The sequence below is a fragment of the Bradyrhizobium sp. S3.2.6 genome (genome assembly GCF_040546885.1).
GTDB lineage: Bacteria > Pseudomonadota > Alphaproteobacteria > Rhizobiales > Xanthobacteraceae > Bradyrhizobium > Bradyrhizobium cytisi.
Map to the genome: position 1 here is coordinate 137,004 of NZ_JBEPOS010000011.1, position 20,798 is coordinate 157,801.

Consider the following 20,798-nt stretch of genomic DNA (forward strand, 5'->3'; position numbering starts at 1 on the left):
GCCGGCGCAATCCAGATGGACAATCTCCGCTCACTCGTCGCGCTGCTGGCGCGGCGCGCGGTGGAGCAGGCTGACGATCGCGCCTATGTCTTCGTCTCCGATCGCGCGACGGAGGAAGCAGTCCTCACCTTCCGTCAACTCCATGAGACCGCAACCGCCCTCGCCGCGTGCCTGAGCGCGTCCGCACGGCCCGGCGACCGCGCGATCCTGGTGTTTCCGCCAGGCATCGAATTCATGGTGGCGTTCTTCGGCTGCCTGATGGCGGGGATCATCGCCGTGCCGATGATGATGCCGCGGCGAAACAGCGCCCGCGATTCCAGCGCAGCGATTCTCGCCAATTGCACTCCGGCGCTCGCGCTGACGACCACCGCATTCGCAATGCGCGGTGACCTGCAGGCGCGCTTTGCGCAGGAGAATATCCGGTGGATCGAAGTCGACCTCACTGAAGCGGCCGGTGCGACGATCGATCTGCCGGAGCCAGCGCCCGACGACATCGCGTTCCTGCAATACACCTCCGGTTCGACCTCCGAGCCGAAGGGCGTCATGGTGAGCCACGCCAATCTGCTCGCCAATCTCGAGATGATCCGGATCGCGCTCGGCAACACCGGGCAATCGACCTATGTCAACTGGGTGCCGCTCTATCACGACATGGGGCTGATCCTGAATGCGCTGCAGGCCCTCTATGTCGGATCGACCTGCGTATTTATGGCGCCGAACGCGTTCATGCAGCGGCCGCTCGGCTGGCTGCGCGCGATCTCGCATTATCGTGCGGAGGTCGCCTGCGGGCCCAATTTCGGCTTTGACCTCTGCGTCAGCCGCTATCGCGCCGATCAGATGGAGGGCGTGGACCTGTCCTCGCTCCGGATCGCGCTCAATGGCGCCGAGCCGGTGCGCGCCGATACCATCGCGGGCTTCATCGAAACGTTTGCGCCGCACGGATTCGATCCCCGCGTGATGTATCCCGCCTATGGCATGGCAGAAGCGACGCTCCTGATCTCCGGCGGGACGCGCGGTGGCGGCCACGTCACACGCAGCGTCAGCCGCGCCGCGCTTCAGGCCCATGCGGCCGAGGCGCCGGCGGATCCCGGCGACGCGCAGCTCGTCGTCGGTTGCGGCCGCGCGCTTGTCGGCGAGCGGATCGCCATTGTCGACCCCGAGCAGCGCCGACGGCTTCCGGCCGACCGCGTCGGCGAAATCTGGGTCAGCGGCGCCAACGTCGCACGCGTCTACTGGTGCAACGATGCGGCGACGCGCGAAGAGCTCAATGCGGAGATCGCGGATGAGGATGGCCGGTGGCTGCGCACCGGCGACCTCGGCTTCCTCGATCATACCGGCGAATTGTTCGTCACCGGCCGGATCAAGGATCTCATCATCATCCGTGGCATCAACCATTATCCGCAGGACATCGAGCGCACCGTGCAGTCGCTGGACAACGCATTGCGTGAGAACTGCGGCGCCGCCTTTTCCGTGCCGGATGAACATGGCGAGGAAAGTCTCGTCATCGTCCAGGAGGTCGAACGCACTGCGCGCCATACGATCGACACGGCCGAGATCAAGGGCCAGATCCGCGAGGCCATCGCCGACAGCCACGAGCTCTCCGCCCGACATGTCGCGCTGATCCGTCCCGGCGCGCTGCCAAAAACCACCAGCGGCAAGATCCAGCGCAAGCTTGCGCGCAGGCTCTGGCTCGACGGTGGATTCGAGGAGATCGGCTGAGCCGGCTCAGAAATCGATCGTCGCGCTCTCGCCATCGCGCAGGCTGGCGATAATGCCTCGCTCGATCCGGCGCGCGAGTTTCGGGCGGTAGTGGATGAAGTCGGCAAAGTTGTCGCGATCGCGGGTCAGCGCGTTGTCGACGCGATAGCTGATGAAATTGCTGTGCGGGCGCCCCGCGATGACGGCTTTCAGCGCGGCATCACAGGCGACGCGCTCCAGCGCCACATCCGTGCCGGGCTTCGGCACGGTAGCCGCGAAAGTCGGCGGCACGATGATGACGATCGGCACGTCGGCCGGCAGCTTCCTGACGATCTCTACCAGAGCAGCGATCTCCGGGAATGTCGCCCGCGTCCCGGCGGATGTAGCCGGCGCCGGATCCCTGGGCCAGCCGACCTCCTTGAATTGGCCAGGCGGCCAGATGTCCTCATAGCTGACAAAGCCGTCCGGATTCATCCGCTGCCGCCAGCCGAGCCCGATGCTGAGCCGCTGAAAGGCCTGCTCGATCGCCTGCCAGGAGATCAGCCGCACCGCGTAGGTGACGACACTTCTGTCGTAGAGCCAATAGGGAAACGGAGCGCCCTCCTCCTTCGGCCGCGCATGGACGCACCAGCCGGGATCGGCCGCGAGCACCAGCGCGCCGACCTGCTTGTGATTGCGCAGGAAGAAATCGAGCACCGCGAGCTGCTCGCGCGGAGCCGAGCCGGTGGTGTAGAGCTGCACGAAGCGCAGGCCCGTCGCGCCGGACAATTCCGCCGGCGCGATCAGCTGCGCCGTCGAGTTGCCGAGGATGGCCGCGTTGAAATTCGGGTCTCTGGCGCGGCTCGCAGCCGTGATCTGCGTGAGACGATTGTCGACGCCATTGATGCCGAGCAGGCCGAGCTTGCCGCTGTCATAGGGATCGACGACCACCATCAGCGCCAGCACCAGCACGGCCGCGCCGATCAGCGTACCCATGCAGGCTATGATGCCCCTCCCCCAGCCGGGATCGGTCTCAGAACTTGAAGTAGACGAATTCATGGAGATCCCGACCACCCATATGGAGCAGCAAAGCGAAAAGGCAGATCCCGAGCACGCCCGCAAGCCAGGGACTCGGGCGGCGCGTGAAGAATGCGACGATGTCCTGACTCGCCGGCAACAGGAAGGCGAACAACGGCGCCACGATCAGCGGCCAAAGGTGCCGCCCGCGCGCGAGCGGCAGCGGCTGGGCGAGCCCCGCGAAAACATGCCAGGCGGCCTCGACCGAGCCGGCGCGAAAGATCACGCCGGTTGCCAGCACGAACAGCACGGTGAGAGCCCAGCCGAGCCATGACGGGAAGTGCGGGCCATAGCGCCGCCACAGAGAACAAACGACCTGCGCAAGACCGTGCAGCACGCCCCAAAGGACAAAAGCCCAGCTCGCGCCATGCCACAAGCCGCACAGCGCCATGGTGATCAGCATTGCGCCGAAGAACTGCACCGGCAGAAAGCGCCGCGGCAGGATACGTAGATTGACCAGCGGATAGAACACGTAGTCGCGCAGGAACAGCATCAGCGTGATATGCCAGCGCTGCCAGAAATCCTGGATGTTGGTCGAGCGCAGCGGCGCATTGAAATTGTAGGGCAGCTGCACCCCGAACAGCAGCCCAAGGCCGATCGCGATGTCGGAATAGCCGGAGAAGTCGAACAGGATCTGGAACGAGAAGCAGAAGGCGAGCCAGCCGTCGCCGCTCGCAAGCGGCCCAGCCGTCGCCTGCATGTAGATGGGATCAAGCAGGTGCGCGATGCTGTCGGCGATCACGATCTTCTGGAACAGGCCGAGCGCGATGAAGCAGATCGCGATGCAGAATTGACGCTGCCAGCCCGGCACATAGACCTGCCTGCCGAACTGATGCATCACCTCCGACCAGCGCGCCAGCGGCCCCGCGATCGCCTGCGGGAAGAAGGCGATGTAGAGCGCATAGCGATCGATCGCGTAGAGCGGCGCCTTGCCGCGCCGGAGATCGACCAGATACATGATGTGATGGAAGGTGAAGAAGGAGATGCCGAGCGGCAACCCGATGTCGAGCGTCGGCAACGTGGCACCCAGCACATGCCCGAGATTGGCGAGGATGAAGTTGGCGTATTTGAACAGCGCGAGCACGCCGATATCAAGCAAGATGACGAGCGTCAGTAACGCCTTCCACTTCACCCGCGCATAGGCGACCGAGGCGAACCAGTTGATGAGGATCGACGCAATCAAGAGCGCGATGAAGGACGGACTGCCCCAGGCGTAGAAGGCCAGCGACAGCGCCACCTGCACGACGATGCGCAAGCGCGGATAGGGATCGAACAGGCGGTAGATCAGCAGTGCCGCCGGCAGGAACACCAGGAGGAAGGGATAGTCGTTGAACAGCATCGGTTCAGCGCTGCGCCGTCATCGCCGGATGCCGATCCTCAGCCCGTTTCCAGATCGGGCGCGGCATCGCCCGGCTGCTGCAGCATGCGCCGGGCGATCTTCTCCTCGCTCGGCACCTTGACGTCCCAGGCGAGTCCGAGCGCCTCCAGCGCGCGGATGAAGATGAAGCCGGGATCGAACTCGAACCAGCGCAGGCCGAAGGCCGCCGAATACGGGAACGCGTGGTGGTTGTTGTGCCAGCCCTCGCCCCAGGCGAGCCAGGCCATCACGCCGAGATTGCGGCTGTTATCGTCACGGGTGACGAAGGGCTGCGCGCCAAACGTGTGCATGATGGAGTTGATGGCGGACATGGTCTGCTCGACCACGAACATGCGCACCACGCCGCCCCAGAGCAGGCCCGTCAGCGCGCCCCACAGGCTCACGGTGGCGAGGCCGCCGATCGCCGCCGGCAGCACCAGGCCGAGCGCGACCCAGCTGTAATAGTAGCTGTTGACCGCAACCAGGGTGCGGTTGGCCATCAGATCCGGCACGTAATGGGCGACGTTGGGATAGTCGTGCGCGATCATCCAAGTCAAATGCGCGTGCAGGAAGCCGCGCAGGCGGCCCAGCACGCCGCCGCCATGCAGACGCGGCGAATGCAGATCGCCGTCATGGTCAGACAATTCGTGGTGCCGCCGGTGCATCGCCGCCCAGGACAGCATCGGGCCGCGCCCGGCCATCGATCCCATCACGATCAAGATCGCGCTCATCCCGGTCGAGGTGGCAAAGGCGCGATGGGTGAACAGGCGGTGATAGCCGACGGTCAGCCCAAGCCCGGTGATCAGCCAGAAGCCGAACAACAGGCTGAGCTCAACGATGCCGATCGGACGATAGAAGAGGAGGCCCAGCGCAATCAGCGTACCGACAAAGGGCAAAACGTCGAAAATGATGAAATGCCGCCGCTGCATCTTGTGAAAATGCCGACTGCGAATGATGCGGTGATCGCGTTTCTGATGCACGGTCGGGATTCCAAGGCGAGGTCTATGAGTACATACCGGCAGAGCGGACGCAACCGCAAGCTGCGGCCCCAGGTTTCAACAGGCGCAAAAGGCTGTAAAACAGGCTGGACGCGCTCGGCCGCGTTCAAGCATTGTTGTTTCACTTGCCACCGGAACTGTGATGACGTCACGTACTACGACAATATTGACTTTGCTGTCACTTCTCATTTCGGGAAAGGCCATGGCTTTCGATCTCGAGGCGCATCGCGGCGGGCGGGCGCTGCTGCCGGAGAACACCCTGCCGGCCTTTGCCAATGCCCTCGCGATGGGCGTGGACACGCTGGAACTGGACGTCGGCGTCACCGCCGACGGCGAGGTCGTCGTGTCGCATGAGCGCGGGCTCAATCCCGATCTCGCGCGGGATGCGAATGGCGCCTATGTCACGGCGCCCGGCACGCCTTTCGTGAAACTGCGGTTCGCCGATGCCAGGGCCTACGACGTCGGCCAAATCCGGCCGGACAGCGCCTATGCGAAGCAATTTCCCGACCAGCGCGCCGTGCCGGGGACCCGCATTCCCACGCTGAAGGAGCTGTTCGCGCTGGTGCGCAAATCCGGCAACGAACGCGTGCGCTTCAATATCGAGACCAAGATCGATCCGGATCATCCGGATGAATCGCTTGGCCCACAGGCCTTCGTCGCAAAGCTGCTCGGGGTGATCGCAGACGAGAAATTTTCCGACCGCGTCATGATCCAGTCATTCGACTGGCGGACCCTGCTGCTGGTCCAGCAGCAGGCCCCGACAATTCCGACCGTGTACCTGACGCTCCAGCGCGGCTCGGCACCGACCGTCGTCCTCGACAAGGCTACCAGCTGGACGGCGGGTTACAGCCCGGCCGATCACGGCGGCTCGCTGCCGCGCACGATCAAGGCCGCGGGCGGCGCGGTGTGGTCGCCCTATTTCGGCGACGTGACCGCGGCGCTTGTCACTGAAGCCCAGACTCAGGGATTGCGCGTGGTGGTCTGGACCGTCAACAAGCCCGACGACATGGCGCGTATGATGGAGATCGGCGTCGACGGCATCATCTCCGACCGGCCCGACCTGTTGCGGCAGGTCGCCGGCGAGAAGGGAATTGCGCTGCCTGCGGGAACGCCGGTCGAGCCGTAAGTCCGAGCGTTACTGCTCGCCGAAGCGCAAGCGTCGATACAGCGCGCCCAGGATGTTGGAATAGTCGTCGGTCCAGACCCGCACCTTCTCGTCCGCGTCGGTCTCCTCCCATTGCTTGGAGGACGCCAGCTTGCCGACGTCATCAGCTTCGCGCGCGGAGATGACGACGTCGGTGGAGAAGATGTAGTCGGCGTCGCGGCCCGAATCCTCGTCGTAGACCCAGCTCTTCAGATCGTTGGCATCGGCGATCCCGACCACGACGGGCTCGAGATCGAGGTGCCGGTTGGAGACGTGCATCACCACGGCGCCGTGCGGGGCGAGCTTGTCCTTGTAGATCTTCATCGCCTCCTCGGTCGCGAGATGGATCGGGATCGCATCCGACGAATAGGCATCGACGATGATGAGGTCGTAGACGCCGTCGGGCTCCCTGGCGAAGGTGAGACGCGCATCCCCAATCACCGGCTTCAGGTCCGGCAGGCAGCTCGAGATGTAGCGGAAATTCTTGGGGTCACGCGCGGCATCGACCATGGACTGGTCGATCTCGAAAAATTTCCAGTCCTCGCCGGGCTCCGCGGCGCAGGCGAGCGTGCCCGATCCGACACCGATCGCCGCGACCTTCAACGGCGCGCCCTTGCGCTCGCGCATCGCGGTGACGGCCTGACCGATGCCGCCATCCTTATGATAATAGGTGATCGGCTCGGGCCGGCCGGTGACGGGCGTGCCGTCATTGTTGCGGAAGCGCTCGGCGCCGTGAATCGTGGTGCCGTGCATCAGCACGTGGAAATAGCCGCCCGGCGTCACCACGATCTTGTGCACGCCGAAGAAGCTGCGCACCGTGGTGACGCGGCCCTCGTCGGCCGGATAGATCCGCATCAGGGCCAGCGCCAGCGCGACTGTTGCAAAGATCTTCCAGCGATCCGCATTGAGCGCCAGCGCCAGAAGCGCTGCGAGCACGCCGACGGCGCCGGCGACCCAGACGCGGTGATCCTCGAACCAGGTCGAAAGATCCCCTGTCATGTACGTCGGTGCAACCAGCGCCGCCGCGAGAACGGCAAGCGCCAGCCAGTACCATCTCACGACGCCCGCAAGACGCTCGCTCGCCGACGGCCGGCAGAGCGCGGCGAGCGCGACCAGGATCGGATACTCGGCGATCCATGAGAAGGTGAATGGCGCAACGAGGCCTGCAAAGAGACCGCCGACCATGCCGCCGAACGACAGAGCGACATAGAATCCGGTGAGATATTTGGCTGCGGGCCGGGTCCGCGCCAGTTCGCCGTGGCAGGCCATGGCGATGACGAAGAAGCACAATTGATGGCCGCCGAGCGTGAGCAGCAAATTCTGCTCGCCGCCGAAGGCGAGCAAAAAGATGACGCCCGCGATCGCGACCGGCTGGAGCATCAGCATCCATTTGTGCGGCAACAGCGGCCGCGACTGGAACACTAGCACCCAGGTCAGCAGATATAGCGACAGTGGCAGCACCCACAGCAGCGGCGCCGCCGCGACGTCGGTCGAGATATGCGCGGTGACTGCGATGAGCAGCCCTGACGGCACCGCGGCGAGGAAGATCCAGCGCAGCCGCGTCGCCAGCGTCGGCGCCGGCGCGTTTGCGTCCTCGGTGCGCGCGTCGGCCACCGTGAGCTTCGGCGAGCGCAGCAACAGCACGCCACAGGCCGCAATCAGAAGAATCAAGACGCCATAGCCGCCGGTCCAGAGCCCGTTCTGCGTGTGGAGCGTGTACATCGGCTCCAGCAGGAACGGATAGGACAACAGCGCGAGGAAGCTGCCGATGTTGGAGGAGGCATAGAGGAAATAGGGATCGCGGCCATCAGGATGGCCGGTGCGGACGAACCAGGCCTGCAGCAGCGGGTTGTTGGCGGCAAGCGCGAAGAACGGCAGGCCGATCGACATCACGAACAGTCCGAGCAGCCAGAATGCGTAACCGGACGCTGGTGGCTCGCCATAAGCAGTGGCAATCCCGAGCGGCAGCGTGACGAAGGCCGCGATCAGCAGCACGAGATGCACAACCACCGGAACCACGCGATTCCTGATCTGCATGAGGAGATGCGCATAGGCGTAGCCCGCCAGCAGCAGCGACTGGAAGAACACCATCGCCACCGACCACACCGCCGGCGAGCCGCCGAGCCGCGGCAGCACCATTTTCGTGAACAGCGGCTGCACCGAGAACAGCAGCAGCGCGCTGACGAAGATCGCGGCGGTATAGACCGTCAGCAGCAGCCGGTTGCGCGACGTGGACGGCTGCTCCGTGGCGGCGGGTTGCACGATCGAATCCATGGAAGCTCCGGCTTACCCCCGGCGGCCGCCGGGCGCGCGCAATGGAGCACACCGCGCCTGAACGGGCAATAAATGGTCTCGTGATGTTGCATCAGGAAATGCCTGATATACAGCTGTTATTCCGGGCGCGGTCCTCTGGACCATCTGGAATGACCGTGGAACATTCTGAAATCAATCATGAGCGAAACCGACGTCGTCATCATCGGCGCTGGCCATAACGGCCTCACCTGCGCAGCCTATCTCGCGATGGCGGGCTTGCGCGTGCATGTGGTCGAACGCCGCAAGGTGGTCGGCGGGGCGGCGGTCACGGAGGAGTTTCATCCGGGCTTCCGCAATTCGGTCGCGGCCTACACCGTGAGCCTGCTCAACCCGAAGGTCGTCCGCGATCTGGGCCTTACCGAGCAGGGCCTGCGCGTCGTCGAACGGCGCGCCCAGAATTTTCTGCCCGCACCCGACGGCAACTATCTCCTCACCGGCGAGGGGCGGACGAAGGCCTCCGTCGCGCGGCTCAGTACGCGCGATGCCGATGCGCTCGACGGGTTTTCGCGCGAGCTCGAGGACATCGCCGACGTGCTACGGCAGTTCGTGCTGCGGGCGCCACCGAACCTGCTCGGCAGCTTTGGCATTGGCGCGATCCGCGAGGCCGCGAACGCGTTGAGTACGGCCAACATCCTGCGCGGCCTGACGCTGGAGCAAAGCCGCAGCCTGCTCGATCTCTTCACCCGCTCCGCCGGCGAGATGCTGGACGAGCGGTTCGAGCACGATCTGGTCAAGGCGCTGTTCGGCTTCGACGCCATCGTCGGCAATTATGCGAGCCCCTACGCCGCCGGCTCGGCCTATGTGATGCTGCATCATGCCTTCGGCGAGGTGAACGGCAAGAAGGGCGTCTGGGGCCACGCCATCGGCGGCATGGGCGCGATCACGCAGGCGATGGCGCGCGCTGCGCGCGGGCGCGGCGTCACGATCGACACCGATGCCGGCGTGCGCGAGGTGATCGTCGAGCGCGACCGCGCCGTCGGCGTGGTGCTGGAGAATGGAACGACGATCCGCGCCAGATATGTCGCGGCCAACGTCAATCCAAAGCTGCTCTATACGCGGCTGGTCGCGGCCGATGCCCTTCCGTCCGATTTCCTCGCCCGCATCCGTCACTGGAAGAACGGCTCCGGCACCTTCCGCATGAACGTGGCGCTGGATCGCCTGCCCTCTTTCACCGCGTTGCCTGGCGATGGCGATCATCTCACCTCCGGCATCATCCTGGCGCCTGATCTCGGCTATATGGACCGCGCGTATCTCGATGCACGGGCGCAGGGCTGGAGCCGGCAGCCGATCGTCGAGATGCTGATCCCCTCGACGCTCGACGACACGCTCGCGCCCGCGGGACAACACGTCGCGAGCTTGTTCTGCCAGCACGTCGCGCCGGAGCTGCCGGACGGCAAGTCCTGGGACGACCACCGCGAGGAGGTCGCCGATCTCATGATCGCGACGGTGGACAGCTACGCGCCGGGCTTTGGAACAAGCGTGCTCGGGCGCCAGATCCTCTCCCCGCTCGATCTCGAACGGCAGTTCGGGCTCCTCGGCGGCGACATCTTCCACGGAGCACTGACCTTGAACCAGCTGTTCTCGGCGCGGCCGATGCTGGGCCATGCCGATTATCGCGGACCCCTGAAGGGCCTCTATCACTGCGGCTCCGGCGCCCATCCCGGCGGCGGCGTCACCGGCGCGCCCGGCCACAACGCGGCGCAGGCGATCTTGCGGGATCACCGCGGCCTGTTCGCAAACCGTGGATAAGTCTGTGGACGGGCTGTGGACAGGCCTGTTGGCAGAGCTGTGGTGAAGCCGTGGAAACCTGGCCGGGCGGCCTGGTACGGGCCGGGATCAAGCTGTGGAGAAGGGGTTGATAAGCCGCGTGTAAGCCGGCGGGTCGCGACCTGATCCATGAGCGGACAACCTGTGAAGCTCCTACCGAAACGAGCTCAAAAACGACTTCACCCGCCAGGAGCAATTCCTCCCAGCGGGCGGTCGTCGAAAAAGCCATCTATGAAGAAAGCGGCCCCGCTGGGAAATCGGAGGCAGAAATTACTTCAAGGAGCTGCTAATCGAACCGAACTTGTCGTTCATGGTGGTGCCCAGGCTGTTAACCACGGTGATGATCGCCAGTGCGATACCGGCTGCGATCAGGCCGTATTCGATCGCAGTCGCACCGGATTCATCGGACCAGAACTTCGAAACCATGCGCTTCAAGATTCGCCTCCATTTCCATCTCAAGGTGTGTTGGTTGGGTCTAACATCCGGGAAAGTACGGTCCACAACCTACGGCGGGGTTAATCTGGGAACTGCAAGTTACGCGGAAAATTGTGACTAAAAGTTCCAAAAATTGAAGCGGACGGACCCCTAGAATGCAGCCTTCCCCTACCCATCGCGCCAATTTTTCGCTTCCCAACGAGGCTGCCGCCAGGCGTGTCGTCGACGTGCTCACGGAGGTCTTTTTCGAGGGCGATGCGGCGGTCGCCGCCTTCGAGCGGCCCGACGGACAATGGGACGTCACGCTGCATTTTGCCGAGGCGCCGGATCAGGAATTGCTCCGCGAACTCGTTGCAACTTCAGCAGGAAATGACATCGCCGCCACGCTTGTCTTCGACACGATCGAGGCCAAGGACTGGGTCAAGGCGAGCCTGGAGGATCTCGTCCCGGTGCCGGCCGGACGATTCGTCGTCCATGGCAGCCACGACCGCGACCGCGTGGCGCAAAACAAGCTCGCCATCGAGATCGAGGCGGCGCTCGCGTTCGGAACCGGCCACCACGGCACCACGCGTGGCTGTTTACTTCTGCTTGACCATGTCCTGAAACACGCACGGCCGAAGCGCGTACTCGACCTCGGCACCGGCACCGGCGTGTTGGGGATCGCGGCAGCCAAAGCGCTGCATCGCGCGGTGCTGGCCTCCGACATCGACCCGCCTTCCGTGCGGGTCGCGGCCGAGAACGCGGCCCTGAACGAAGCTGGTCAATACGTGCGGGTGATCCGGGCCACCGGCTTCGCTGCGCCGGACTTTGCCAAAAGCGGCCCGTTCGACCTGGTGCTGGCCAACATCCTTGCCAATCCGTTACGCCAACTGGCAGGTCCGATGGTCCAACATCTTGCGCCCCGCGCCCGTGTCATTCTCTCCGGCCTGTTGACCCACCAGGCCCCCGCCGTGAACGCCGCCTATCGCGCGCGCGGCCTCGTGCCGTTGCGGCATCTGCGGATCGAGGGGTGGAGCAGCTTGTTGCTGCGGAAGATGGGGTAAGCTGCGTCCGCGGAAGGAAGGCCGCTTTACTCCGCCGGCTTGTCGTCCCGGCGCATCGCGCGCTCATCCCGCAACGCCCGCTTGGCGCGCCGCTCGGCGACGCGATCGATCATCTGGCTGATGAGGCCGCGCGGCTTCTTCGGTGTCGTTGCTGCGGGTGCGCGGCGCACCGGCGGCGAAATCTTCTCAAACGTGAACGCTGGCATCGTGTGTCCCCTCGCCGTTGAGATGAACCACTTGCTCGAATTTCCCTGTTATTCGGACGAAGCGCAACTGCTGCATCCTTTACTCCACTCAATTCGAATGGAACTATTTCAAGCACGGTCCATGCCAGATGCGACCTCAAATGCGTCTACATTGCGGACTGATCCTCATGATCCTAAACTGAGCCATGTTCGAAGCACACTTTCAGACGTTCGAGGAGCCCGAAGCCGGCGTCGCACTGGCGGCGCGGCTCGCCGCACTCCGTGAAGAGCTCGTCCGCCGCAAGCTGACCGGCTTCGTCATTCCGCGCGCCGATCAGCAGCAGAATGAGTATGTGGCCCCCTCCGAAGAGCGACTCGCCTGGGTAACCGGCTTTACCGGCTCGGCCGGGCTCGCCGTGGTGCTGAGCCAGGAAGCTGCATTGTTCGTCGATGGCCGTTACACGATCCAGGCGGCCAAGCAGATCGACGCCAAGGCGTGGGCGGTGGAGTCGCTGATCGATCCGCCGCCGGAGAGCTGGGTCTTGGCGCATCTCAAATCCGGCGATCGCCTGGGATTTGATCCGTGGCTGCACACTTTTGCGGCAACCGAGCGTCTCTCGGCCGCCTGTGCGAAGGCCGGTGCCGAACTGGTGGCGGTCGACAGCAATCCGGTCGACGCGGTCTGGCAGGATCGGCCGCAGCCGCCCGTCGCGCCGGTCGCGATCCACGGCCTGCAATATGCCGGTGTCGCCGAGGCCGAGAAGCTGGCCCAGATCAAGAGCGAGATCGAGAAATTGGGGGCCGACGCGCTGGTGCTGTCGGATAGCCACGCGGTCGCCTGGACCTTCAACATCCGCGGCGCCGACGTCGCGCATACGCCGCTGCCGCTGTCCTACGCGCTGGTGCCCAAGGTCGGCCGGCCAACCGTCTTCATCGACCACCGCAAGCTCTCCAACCTCTCGCGCGACCATCTCGAGCAGTCGGCCGATGTGCGCGAGCCCGATGCGCTGACGCCGACGCTGATGGCGCTCGCCAAGAGCGGCGCTGCGATTGCGCTCGACAACGCCACCGCGGCCGACGCGCTGAGTCGGTTGATCTCGGGCGGCGGCGGCAAGCCGGTGCGCGGCAGCGATCCGATTGCGCTGCTGAAGGCCGTGAAGAACGCGACCGAGATCAAGGGGACGCAGACGGCGCACCGGCGCGACGCAATTGCACTGGCGCGTTTCCTCGCCTTCATCGATCGCGAGGCAGGAAGCGGCAAGCTCACCGAGATCGATGCGGTCGAGGCGCTGGAGACGTTCCGCCGCGACACCGGTGCGCTGAAGGACGTATCGTTCCCGACCATATCCGGCACCGGTCCGAACGGCGCCATCGTGCACTACCGCGTCACCCGCAAGAGCAACCGGCGGATCGTCCGCGGCGACCTGCTGCTGATCGATTCCGGCGCGCAGTATGAAGACGGCACCACCGACGTCACCCGCACCATGGCGGTGGGGGAGCCCACCGAGGAGATGCGCGACCGCTTTACCCGCGTGCTCCGCGGCCATATCGCGATCGCGCGTGCGGTGTTTCCCGACGGCACCACCGGCGCACAGCTCGACACGCTGGCGCGGCAATATCTCTGGGCCGCCGGCGTCGATTTCGAGCACGGCACCGGCCACGGCGTCGGCAGCTATCTCAGTGTGCACGAAGGCCCGGCGCGGATCTCGAAGCTCGGCACCACGCCGCTGAAACGCGGCATGATCCTCTCCAACGAGCCCGGCTATTACAAGACCGACGGTTTTGGCATCCGCATCGAGAACCTTGAGCTGGTGGTCGCCGCCAACATCGAGGGTGCCGAGAAATCGATGAACGCGTTCGAGACGCTGACGCTGGCGCCGATCGACCGCCGGCTCATCGACGCGGCGATGCTGAGCAAGGAAGAGCTCGCCTGGCTCAATGCCTACCACGCGCGCGTCCGCGCCGAGGTGGGGCCGGCGCTGGACGAGGTGACGAAGGCGTGGCTCGATCAGGCCACGGTCGAGCTGACGTAGCGCCGCGCATAGCGCTACGCGATTTGCGCAACTCTCATCCTACGAGAAGTGTCATGCCCCGCGCAGGCGGGGCATCCAGTATTCCAGAGGCAGTAAACGCCTGCGGAAAAGCCGCGGGGTACTGGATTCCCCGCCTTCGCGGGGAATGACAGCGGAGGCCGGGGCGGTCATTCGCACCGTCGGCATAACCGTCCCGGAATCCGTATAGCGGCATTCCGAAACGCCGATATCCGTCTTGTGCAAGCACGCTACAGTCCGATTCGAAATTCGAAAGACGGACGCACATGCACGGCATGATCAGCAGACCGCCGGAGGCGGCGCCGAAGAACATCGCGACGTCGCGCGTGGTGTTGCTGCTGCTGGTCGTCATGACCGGGATCGCGCCGATCTCGCTCTACATCCTGGTGCCGGCGCTGCCCGTGCTGGCGACGAATTTCGGCCGGGACATCTCGATCGCGCAGATGACGGTGTCGCTCTATATGGTCGGCATCGCGCTGTCGCAGCTGATCATGGGGCCGCTGTCGGACAGGTTCGGCCGCCGTCCGGTACTGCTTGGCGGCCTCGCGTTGATGGTCGCGGCCAGCGTCGCCTGCATCTTTGCCGAAACCCTGCCGCAGCTGATCGCAGCACGCTTCTTCCAGGCGCTCGGCGGCGCCTCGGGCATGGTGGTCAGCCGGGCCATCATCCGCGACATCTACGAGCGCGACCGTGTCGCCTCCATGATCAGCCTCGTGATCGCCGCCCTGATGATCGGCCAGATGGTCTCACCGCTCACCGGCGGCCTGATCGAGACCGCGTTTGGCTGGCGGGCGATCTTCTACGCCGTCACGATCGGCGCGCTTGCAGTCGCCGTCGGCATCGCCATCGCGTTGCCTGAGACGCGCCGCGACCGCGCGATCGGCAGTGGCGGCTTTCGCAGCGACGTCGGCACCCTGATCAAGAGCCGGGCCTTCATCGGCTATGTGATGTGCCAGGTGCTGGCGTCGCAGATCATCTTCACCTTCGCCGGCGGGGGCCCCTACATCGTCGTGACGCAGATGGGCCGGACAAGTGCCGAATACGGCGCGTGGTTCGCCACAACGGGATTTGCGTATCTGGTCGGCAACCTGCTTTGCGTGCGCTTTGCGCCGCGGCACTCGCTGGAGAAGCTGATCTGGTTCGGGCTCGGCCTGCAACTCTGCGGCAGCCTGTTGAACCTGCTCTGGAGCTTTACCGGCTGGAACGAGGCGCCGGCCTGGCTGTTCGGCACGCAGATGATCGTGATGGTCGGCAACGCCTTCGTGATGGCGAACTCCGCCGCCGGTGCGATCAGCATCCGTCCCGAAGCCGCCGGTACCGCGTCAGGCGCGATGGGCTTTCTCCAGCAAGGGATCGGCGCGCTGATGTCGCAATTCGGCGCCTATCTCGGCGGCCACTCCGCAACGACGCTGCCGCTGACCTCGGCCGTGCTCGCCGTCTCGCTGCTCTGCGCCTGCATGATGATCTTCGTCGTCCCCCGCCGCGAACTGATGGTGAGCGAGGAATTGATCGAACAGACGGAGGGGGAAGAGAGCGTGATGATGTGAGGCGCGGTACGCCCTCTCCTCGTCATTGCGAGCGAAGCGAAGCAATCCAGACTGTCACAGCAGATGCAGTCTGGATTGCTTCGTCGCAAGGGCTCCTCGCAATGACGAGGAGAGACCTCACTCTCCGATCAGCTTGAGCCACTCGTCCTCGGTCAGTACCTTGACGCCGTGCTTGTTAGCCTCTGCGAGCTTCGAGCCCGCGCCGGGGCCGGCAACGACGAGATCGGTCTTCTTCGACACCGAGCCCGAGACCTTGGCGCCCAATCGCTCCGCGGTCGCCTTGGCTTCGTCGCGCGTCATCTTCTCCAGGGAGCCGGTGAACACCACGGTCTTGCTGGCGACCGCGGAGTTGCCCTTCGGCCTCTCCGCGTCGACGATCTCGACCTCTTTGGTCAGCCGCTCGACAATGCCGCGATTGTGACTCTCGCCGAAATAATCGGCGATGCTCTTGATCACGGTGTGGCCGATCTGGTCGAGCGCATCCATCTCCGCCTTCGCCTCCTCGTCGCCCTTGGCGACCTTGAGGCAGGCATCGTGAAAGGCCTCCCAGGAGCCGTAGCCGCGCGCGAGCGCCAAGGCGGTTGTCTCACCGACATGGCGCATGCCGAGCGCATAGACGAAGCGCTCCAGCGCGATCTTGCGCCGGCTCTCGATGGCACCGAACAGATTGCGGACCGAGGTCGCGCCGTAGCCCTCGATCTCCTCGAGCTTGAGCTTCGCGTTGCGCTTCTCCAGTGTGAAGATGTCGGAGGGCTCCTTCACCCATCCTTCATCGAAGAAATGCTGCAGCTGCTTCTCGCCGAGACCGTCGATGTCGAAGGCGCGCCGCGACACGAACAGCTTGAGATGCTCGATCTTCTGATAGGGGCAGGCAAACTCGCCAGTGCAGCGGGCGCGGGATTCCTCTTCGCCGGCGGCCGTCTCCCCGCGCACGACGTCGGTATGCAGCGGACACGGGCACTTCTTCGGGAAGTGGTATTCCCTGGCGCTCTTCGGGCGCTTGTCGAGGACGACGTCGACGATCTGCGGGATCACGTCGCCGGCGCGCTGGACTACGACGGTATCACCGATCCGGATGTCGCGCCCCTCGCGCAGCACCTCGCCCTTGTTGCCGATGCCCCTGATGTAGTCCTCGTTGTGCAGCGTGACGTTCTGCACGATCACGCCGCCGACGCCGACCGGCTCGAGCTTGCCGACCGGCGTGAACGAGCCGGTACGGCCGACCTGGATCTCGATGTCGCGCAGCACCGTCACGGCCCGTTCGGCCGGGAATTTGTGCGCGATGCCCCAACGCGGCGTGCGCGAGACGAAACCGAGCCGCTCCTGCCAGTCGATGCGGTCGACCTTGTAGACGACGCCGTCGATATCGTAGTCGAGCTCGGCGCGCTCTTCCTCGATGCTCTGATGGAACGCGATCAGCTCCTCGACCGAGTGACAGAGTTTTGTCAGCGGATTGGTCTTGAAGCCGCAGCGCTCGAACCAGTGGATCATGCCGCTCTGCGTATCCTCGGGCATCGCGCTCATCTCGCCCCAGGCATAGGCGAAGAAGCCGAGCGGGCGCGATGCTGTGATGGTCGGATCCTTCTGCCGCAGGGAGCCCGCGGCCGAATTACGCGGGTTGGCGAAGATGGTATCGCCAGCCGCCTTCTGCCGCTCGTTGAGCGCGAGAAAGGCCTTCTTGGTCATGTAGACCTCGCCGCGGACCTCGCAGATATCGGGAATGTTGCGGCCCTTCAGCTTCTGCGGCACGTCTTCGAGCGTGCGGATGTTGGCCGTGACATCCTCGCCGATTGCGCCGTCGCCGCGCGTCGCCGCGGTGACGAGCTCGCCGCCCTCGTAGCGCAGCGACATCGACAGGCCGTCGATCTTCGGCTCGGCCGAGAAATTGACCTTGTCGTCGTCGAGCTTGAGGAAGCGCACGATGCGGCCGACGAAGTCGCGGACGTCCTCCTCGGCAAAGGCGTTGTCGAGCGAAAGCATGGGAACGGAATGCCGGACTTTCCTGAAGCGCCCGGATGGCGCCGCGCCGACCTTCTGTGAGGGCGAATCGCCACTGACGAATTCCGGAAAGCGTTTTTCGATCGCATCGAGGCGCTGGCGCAGGGCGTCATACTCTGCGTCGGTCACGGTCGGCGCGTCGTCCTGGTAGTAGCGCTCGTTGTGTCCCTCGATCTCGAGCGACAGCCGCATGTGCTCGACCTTGGCCTGCGCCTTGGTGAGGTCGGCGACGTCACGAAGCGTCTTGGATTTTGCTGCTCTTGCCATGGTGCTTGGATACGACGGAGCGGGCGGGAGGGTAAAGGTGGGCGGAGGTCTTGTTCCCCGGACGCAATGCAGCGCTTCTTCAGCGGTGCGTTGCAGAGCCGGGGCCCACGGGGGCGGCATTCTGGGTCCCGGCTCGCGCTTCGCGCGTCCGGGACAAAAAAATCAGGCCGTCGCTGCCTTGAGCAGCCGGTCCGCGGCCGCCCTCGCCTCGGCCGTGATTTCGGCGCCGGCGAGCATGCGGGCGATTTCCTCGCGGCGGTGGTCGGCGGCGAGTGCGTTGACGCGGGTGGCGACGCGCTTGCCCTTGTCCAACGCATCCTTGGAAATCAGCAGATGCTGGTCGGCGCGCGCCGCAACCTGCGGGGCATGGGTCACGGCCATCACCTGAACCTTGCCGGCAAGCCGCGCCAGCCGTCCGCCGATGGCATCCGCGACCGCGCCGCCAACGCCGGTGTCGATCTCGTCGAACACGAGGGTCGGCGCCGAGCCGCGATCGGACAGCACGACCTTGAGCGCCAAGAGGAAGCGCGAGAGCTCGCCGCCGGAGGCGACCTTCATCATCGGCCCCGGCCTGGTGCCCGGATTGGTCTGCACCCAGAACTCGACCCGATCGAAGCCTTGCGGACCCGGCGCGGTCTCGTCGGTGGCGACTTGCGTCATGAATTTCGCGCGCTCGAGCTTGAGCGGGGCGAGCTCGGCATTGACGGCCTTGTTGAGCTTCTCGGCCGATTTCTGCCGCGCTGCCGAGAGCTTTTTCGCAGCCGCCGCATAGCGTGCATCGGCTTCGATCGCGGCCTGCTCCAGCTTCTTCAGGCGCGAGGCGCCGGCATCGATCAGCACGACGTCGGCGGCGTATTTGGCGGCAAGTGCCGCCAGGCCATCGACCGGCGTCGAATATTTGCGCGAGGCGGCGCGCAGAGCGAACAACCGCTCCTCGATGCGTTCGAGCTCGGCCGGATCGAAGTCGGTCGCGGCAAGTGCGGCCTGGAGATGCTGGTCGGCCTCCTCCAGCGCGTTGATCGCGATGTCGATTGCCTTCACCGCGGGCTCGACCAGAGCCGGCGAATTGACACCGCGGCGTTCCAGCCGGCGCACGGCGGTCGAAAGGGCGGCAACCGGCGAATGATGGCCGCCGACGACCTCCTGCGCCTCGCGCAAATCGGAGGCGATTTTCTCGCCCTGCATCATGGTGGTGCGGCGCGAGGCGAGCGAGGTCTCCTCGCCGTCCTTCGGCGCGAGCCGCTTCAGCTCGTCGGAGGCGTGGCGCAGATAGTCGGCCTCGCGCGCGGCGCGCTCCATGCCGGCGCGGTGCTCTTCCAGCTCGGTGTTGGCGGTGCGGCGCGCGTCCCAGAGGGCTTCGACGGCCGCGACATCCTTTTCGAGGCCGGCAAAGGCATCAAGCAGGCGGCGATGGGTGGCGGCATCGACCAGCGCGCGCTCGTCATGCTGGCCGTGGATCTCGACCAGCGCGGCGCCAACCGCCTTCAGGGTCTGCACGCTGATCGCCTGATCGTTGATGAAAGCGCGGGTGCGGCCGTCGGCGAGCTGCACGCGGCGGAGAATCATCTCGCCGGTATCGTCGAGCCCGTTCTCGGCGAGGATTTTCGTCGAGGGATGATTCTTCGGGATATCGAAGACGGCCGTAACCTGCCCCTGCTCCGCGCCATGGCGCACGAGGCCGGCGTCGCCGCGGCCGCCGAGCGCCAGCGCAAAGGCATCGAGCAGGATGGATTTGCCCGCACCGGTCTCGCCGGTCAAAACCGCAAGTCCGGTGGCGAATTCGATATCGAGCCGTTCGATCAGGACGATGTCACGGATCGACAGACGCGCCAGCATGGAACCAGATTTCCTAGCCGAGACCTAGAGGCCTATCCCCTTGAAGGTCCGGCTGATCCAGGACCCCTGATTCTCGCTCGGCTCGAGACCGCCGGATTTTACAAGATTATAGGCGTCCTTGTACCATCGGCTGTCGGGAAAATTATGCCCGAGCACGGCGGCGGCGGTCTGGGCCTCGCCGACGATGCCGATCGACATGTAGGCCTCGGTGAGGCGGTAGAGTGCCTCCTCGACGTGGCGCGTGGTCTGGTACTGCGTCACCACGGCCTTGTAGCGGTTGATCGCCGCCGTGTAGTCGCGCTTCTGCATGTAGTAGCGGCCGACATTCATTTCCTTGCCGGCGAGCTGATCGCGCGCGCCCTCGATCTTGGCCTTGGCGGAGGTCGCATATTCCGACGTCGGATATTTGCGCACCACCTCTTCCAGCGAGGCGATCGCCTTCTCGGTGCGGGCCTGGTCGCGGCTGATATCCGGGATCTGGTCGTAGTGCGAGGCGGCGATCAGATACTGCGCGTAAGCGGCGTCCGGGCTGCCGGGATGCAGGGTGACGTAGCGGGTGGCAGCGCCGATGCAGCTGTCATAGTCGCCGCCCTGGTAGGACGCGTAAGCCGACATCAGCAGCGATTTGCGCGCCCAGTCGGAATAGGGATGCTGGCGGTCGACCTCTTCGAACTTCTTGTTCGCCGCCTTCATGTCCTTCTTTTCGTTCATGAGGTACAAGCCCTCATTGTAGATCTTGTCGGCAGGCTCCTCGACGAAGGTATCGTCCTTGGCGATGAACTTGTCCCAGAGCGAGCCGGTGCCGCAGCCGGCCAGCGGCAAGGCGAGCAGAAAGAGGGTCGCGGCCTGAAGCAGCCGACGAATCCCGGTCGGAGCTTTTGGAGAGGCCAAGAGATATCCGCGCGTCATACGCTGTGCCGACATGAATTTAAGACCTGACGCCCTGTGATGCGGTGCCCGCCAGCCCATGATCCCCGTCACGGGCGCGAAATGTGACCGTGGTGCCTGCCATGCGACCACGTCGGTGTAACCGAAAAACGATTGTTAACCTATCGGATAGGCAGGCATTCCGCCCGGATTAAGGCGAAAACGCCGCAATGCTAGCC

15 protein-coding genes are annotated in these 20,798 nt (G+C 64.9%); 6 read left to right on the forward strand and 9 right to left on the reverse strand.

The genetic code is table 11. The annotated features are described in order from the left end of the window. Positions 1-15 precede the first annotated feature (15 nt). Entirely contained in the window at positions 16-1,716 is a 1,701-nt protein-coding gene (locus ABID58_RS20655) for a fatty acyl-AMP ligase (RefSeq protein WP_354034250.1), read from the forward strand. 6 nt (positions 1,717-1,722) lie between these two features. On the opposite strand, the gene ABID58_RS20660 is transcribed toward ABID58_RS20655, so the two are convergent. From ABID58_RS20660 to ABID58_RS20670, 3 genes are read right to left on the reverse strand one after another with little or no spacing between them, the layout of a single operon-like run. Then, complete coding sequence (locus ABID58_RS20660; protein ID WP_354034252.1) at positions 1,723-2,670, reverse strand: hypothetical protein; 948 nt, start codon at positions 2,668-2,670, stop codon at positions 1,723-1,725. A gap of 37 nt (positions 2,671-2,707) precedes the next feature. Beyond that, a complete protein-coding gene (locus tag ABID58_RS20665; RefSeq protein ID WP_354034254.1) occupies positions 2,708-4,090 on the reverse strand; it encodes an MBOAT family O-acyltransferase in 1,383 nt (460 codons plus the stop codon). A gap of 38 nt (positions 4,091-4,128) precedes the next feature. Further along, positions 4,129-5,088 carry an acyl-CoA desaturase gene (locus tag ABID58_RS20670; RefSeq protein ID WP_354034256.1) on the reverse strand — a complete coding sequence of 320 codons (960 nt, stop codon included), beginning with the start codon at positions 5,086-5,088 and terminating at the stop codon, positions 4,129-4,131. A 160-nt stretch (positions 5,089-5,248) separates the two neighbouring features. Between ABID58_RS20670 and ABID58_RS20675 the strand changes: the two genes are divergently transcribed. Further along, entirely contained in the window at positions 5,249-6,232 is a 984-nt protein-coding gene (locus tag ABID58_RS20675; RefSeq protein WP_354034258.1) for a glycerophosphodiester phosphodiesterase, read from the forward strand. Positions 6,233-6,241: 9 nt separating this feature from the next. Here the strand turns inward: ABID58_RS20675 and ABID58_RS20680 are convergent, their stop codons facing one another. Next, complete coding sequence (locus ABID58_RS20680; protein ID WP_354034260.1) at positions 6,242-8,524, reverse strand: spermidine synthase; 2,283 nt, start codon at positions 8,522-8,524, stop codon at positions 6,242-6,244. Positions 8,525-8,701: 177 nt separating this feature from the next. On the opposite strand from ABID58_RS20680, the gene ABID58_RS20685 reads away from it, so the two are divergent. Next, positions 8,702-10,312, forward strand: coding sequence for a phytoene desaturase family protein (locus tag ABID58_RS20685; RefSeq protein WP_354034261.1), 1,611 nt, complete (start codon positions 8,702-8,704; stop codon positions 10,310-10,312). A 288-nt stretch (positions 10,313-10,600) separates the two neighbouring features. Here ABID58_RS20685 and ABID58_RS20690 read toward each other — a convergent pair whose 3' ends face one another. Next, a complete protein-coding gene (locus ABID58_RS20690) occupies positions 10,601-10,756 on the reverse strand; it encodes a Flp family type IVb pilin (RefSeq protein WP_148754203.1) in 156 nt (51 codons plus the stop codon). A gap of 164 nt (positions 10,757-10,920) precedes the next feature. On the opposite strand from ABID58_RS20690, the gene ABID58_RS20695 reads away from it, so the two are divergent. Continuing rightward, the gene (locus tag ABID58_RS20695; RefSeq protein ID WP_354034263.1) at positions 10,921-11,808 is read left to right on the forward strand and encodes a 50S ribosomal protein L11 methyltransferase; all 888 of its coding nucleotides are present in this window, start codon (positions 10,921-10,923) and stop codon (positions 11,806-11,808) included. 26 nt (positions 11,809-11,834) lie between these two features. Here ABID58_RS20695 and ABID58_RS20700 read toward each other — a convergent pair whose 3' ends face one another. Further along, on the reverse strand, positions 11,835-12,014 hold the full coding sequence (locus ABID58_RS20700; protein ID WP_148754104.1) for a hypothetical protein: 180 nt from the start codon (positions 12,012-12,014) through the stop codon (positions 11,835-11,837). A 185-nt stretch (positions 12,015-12,199) separates the two neighbouring features. Here ABID58_RS20700 and ABID58_RS20705 point away from each other — a divergent pair, with 185 nt between their 5' ends. Then, positions 12,200-14,026: an aminopeptidase P family protein gene (locus ABID58_RS20705; RefSeq protein WP_354034265.1), complete on the forward strand. Its 1,827-nt coding sequence runs from the start codon at positions 12,200-12,202 to the stop codon at positions 14,024-14,026. Positions 14,027-14,310: 284 nt separating this feature from the next. Continuing rightward, entirely contained in the window at positions 14,311-15,591 is a 1,281-nt protein-coding gene (locus ABID58_RS20710; protein WP_354034266.1) for a multidrug effflux MFS transporter, read from the forward strand. Between the two features lie 117 nt (positions 15,592-15,708). Here ABID58_RS20710 and ligA read toward each other — a convergent pair whose 3' ends face one another. The 3 genes from ligA to ABID58_RS20725 all read right to left on the reverse strand — a co-directional run bounded on the left by ligA (position 15,709) and on the right by ABID58_RS20725 (position 20,616). Then, a complete protein-coding gene (gene ligA / locus ABID58_RS20715; protein WP_354034268.1) occupies positions 15,709-17,856 on the reverse strand; it encodes an NAD-dependent DNA ligase LigA in 2,148 nt (715 codons plus the stop codon). 162 nt (positions 17,857-18,018) lie between these two features. Then, a complete protein-coding gene (recN, locus tag ABID58_RS20720) occupies positions 18,019-19,692 on the reverse strand; it encodes a DNA repair protein RecN (protein WP_354034269.1) in 1,674 nt (557 codons plus the stop codon). A 24-nt stretch (positions 19,693-19,716) separates the two neighbouring features. Next, complete coding sequence (locus ABID58_RS20725; protein ID WP_148754099.1) at positions 19,717-20,616, reverse strand: outer membrane protein assembly factor BamD; 900 nt, start codon at positions 20,614-20,616, stop codon at positions 19,717-19,719. Positions 20,617-20,798 lie beyond the last annotated feature (182 nt).

Excerpts from the sequence above, each read along its gene's own strand:
- ABID58_RS20680 (WP_354034260.1), bottom strand. The coding sequence starts at position 8,524 with ATGGATTCGATCGTGCAACCCGCCGCCACGGAGCAGCCGTCCACGTCG.
- ABID58_RS20695 (WP_354034263.1), top strand. The coding sequence starts at position 10,921 with ATGCAGCCTTCCCCTACCCATCGCGCCAATTTTTCGCTTCCCAACGAG.
- ABID58_RS20665 (WP_354034254.1), bottom strand. The coding sequence starts at position 4,090 with ATGCTGTTCAACGACTATCCCTTCCTCCTGGTGTTCCTGCCGGCGGCA.
- ABID58_RS20700 (WP_148754104.1), bottom strand. The coding sequence starts at position 12,014 with ATGCCAGCGTTCACGTTTGAGAAGATTTCGCCGCCGGTGCGCCGCGCA.
- ABID58_RS20690 (WP_148754203.1), bottom strand. The coding sequence starts at position 10,756 with ATGGTTTCGAAGTTCTGGTCCGATGAATCCGGTGCGACTGCGATCGAA.
- ABID58_RS20705 (WP_354034265.1), top strand. The coding sequence starts at position 12,200 with ATGTTCGAAGCACACTTTCAGACGTTCGAGGAGCCCGAAGCCGGCGTC.
- ABID58_RS20660 (WP_354034252.1), bottom strand. The coding sequence starts at position 2,670 with ATGGGTACGCTGATCGGCGCGGCCGTGCTGGTGCTGGCGCTGATGGTG.
- ABID58_RS20725 (WP_148754099.1), bottom strand. The coding sequence starts at position 20,616 with ATGTCGGCACAGCGTATGACGCGCGGATATCTCTTGGCCTCTCCAAAA.
- recN (WP_354034269.1), bottom strand. The coding sequence starts at position 19,692 with ATGCTGGCGCGTCTGTCGATCCGTGACATCGTCCTGATCGAACGGCTC.
- ABID58_RS20685 (WP_354034261.1), top strand. The coding sequence starts at position 8,702 with ATGAGCGAAACCGACGTCGTCATCATCGGCGCTGGCCATAACGGCCTC.
- ABID58_RS20710 (WP_354034266.1), top strand. The coding sequence starts at position 14,311 with ATGCACGGCATGATCAGCAGACCGCCGGAGGCGGCGCCGAAGAACATC.
- ABID58_RS20655 (WP_354034250.1), top strand. The coding sequence starts at position 16 with ATGGACAATCTCCGCTCACTCGTCGCGCTGCTGGCGCGGCGCGCGGTG.
- ligA (WP_354034268.1), bottom strand. The coding sequence starts at position 17,856 with ATGGCAAGAGCAGCAAAATCCAAGACGCTTCGTGACGTCGCCGACCTC.
- ABID58_RS20675 (WP_354034258.1), top strand. The coding sequence starts at position 5,249 with ATGACGTCACGTACTACGACAATATTGACTTTGCTGTCACTTCTCATT.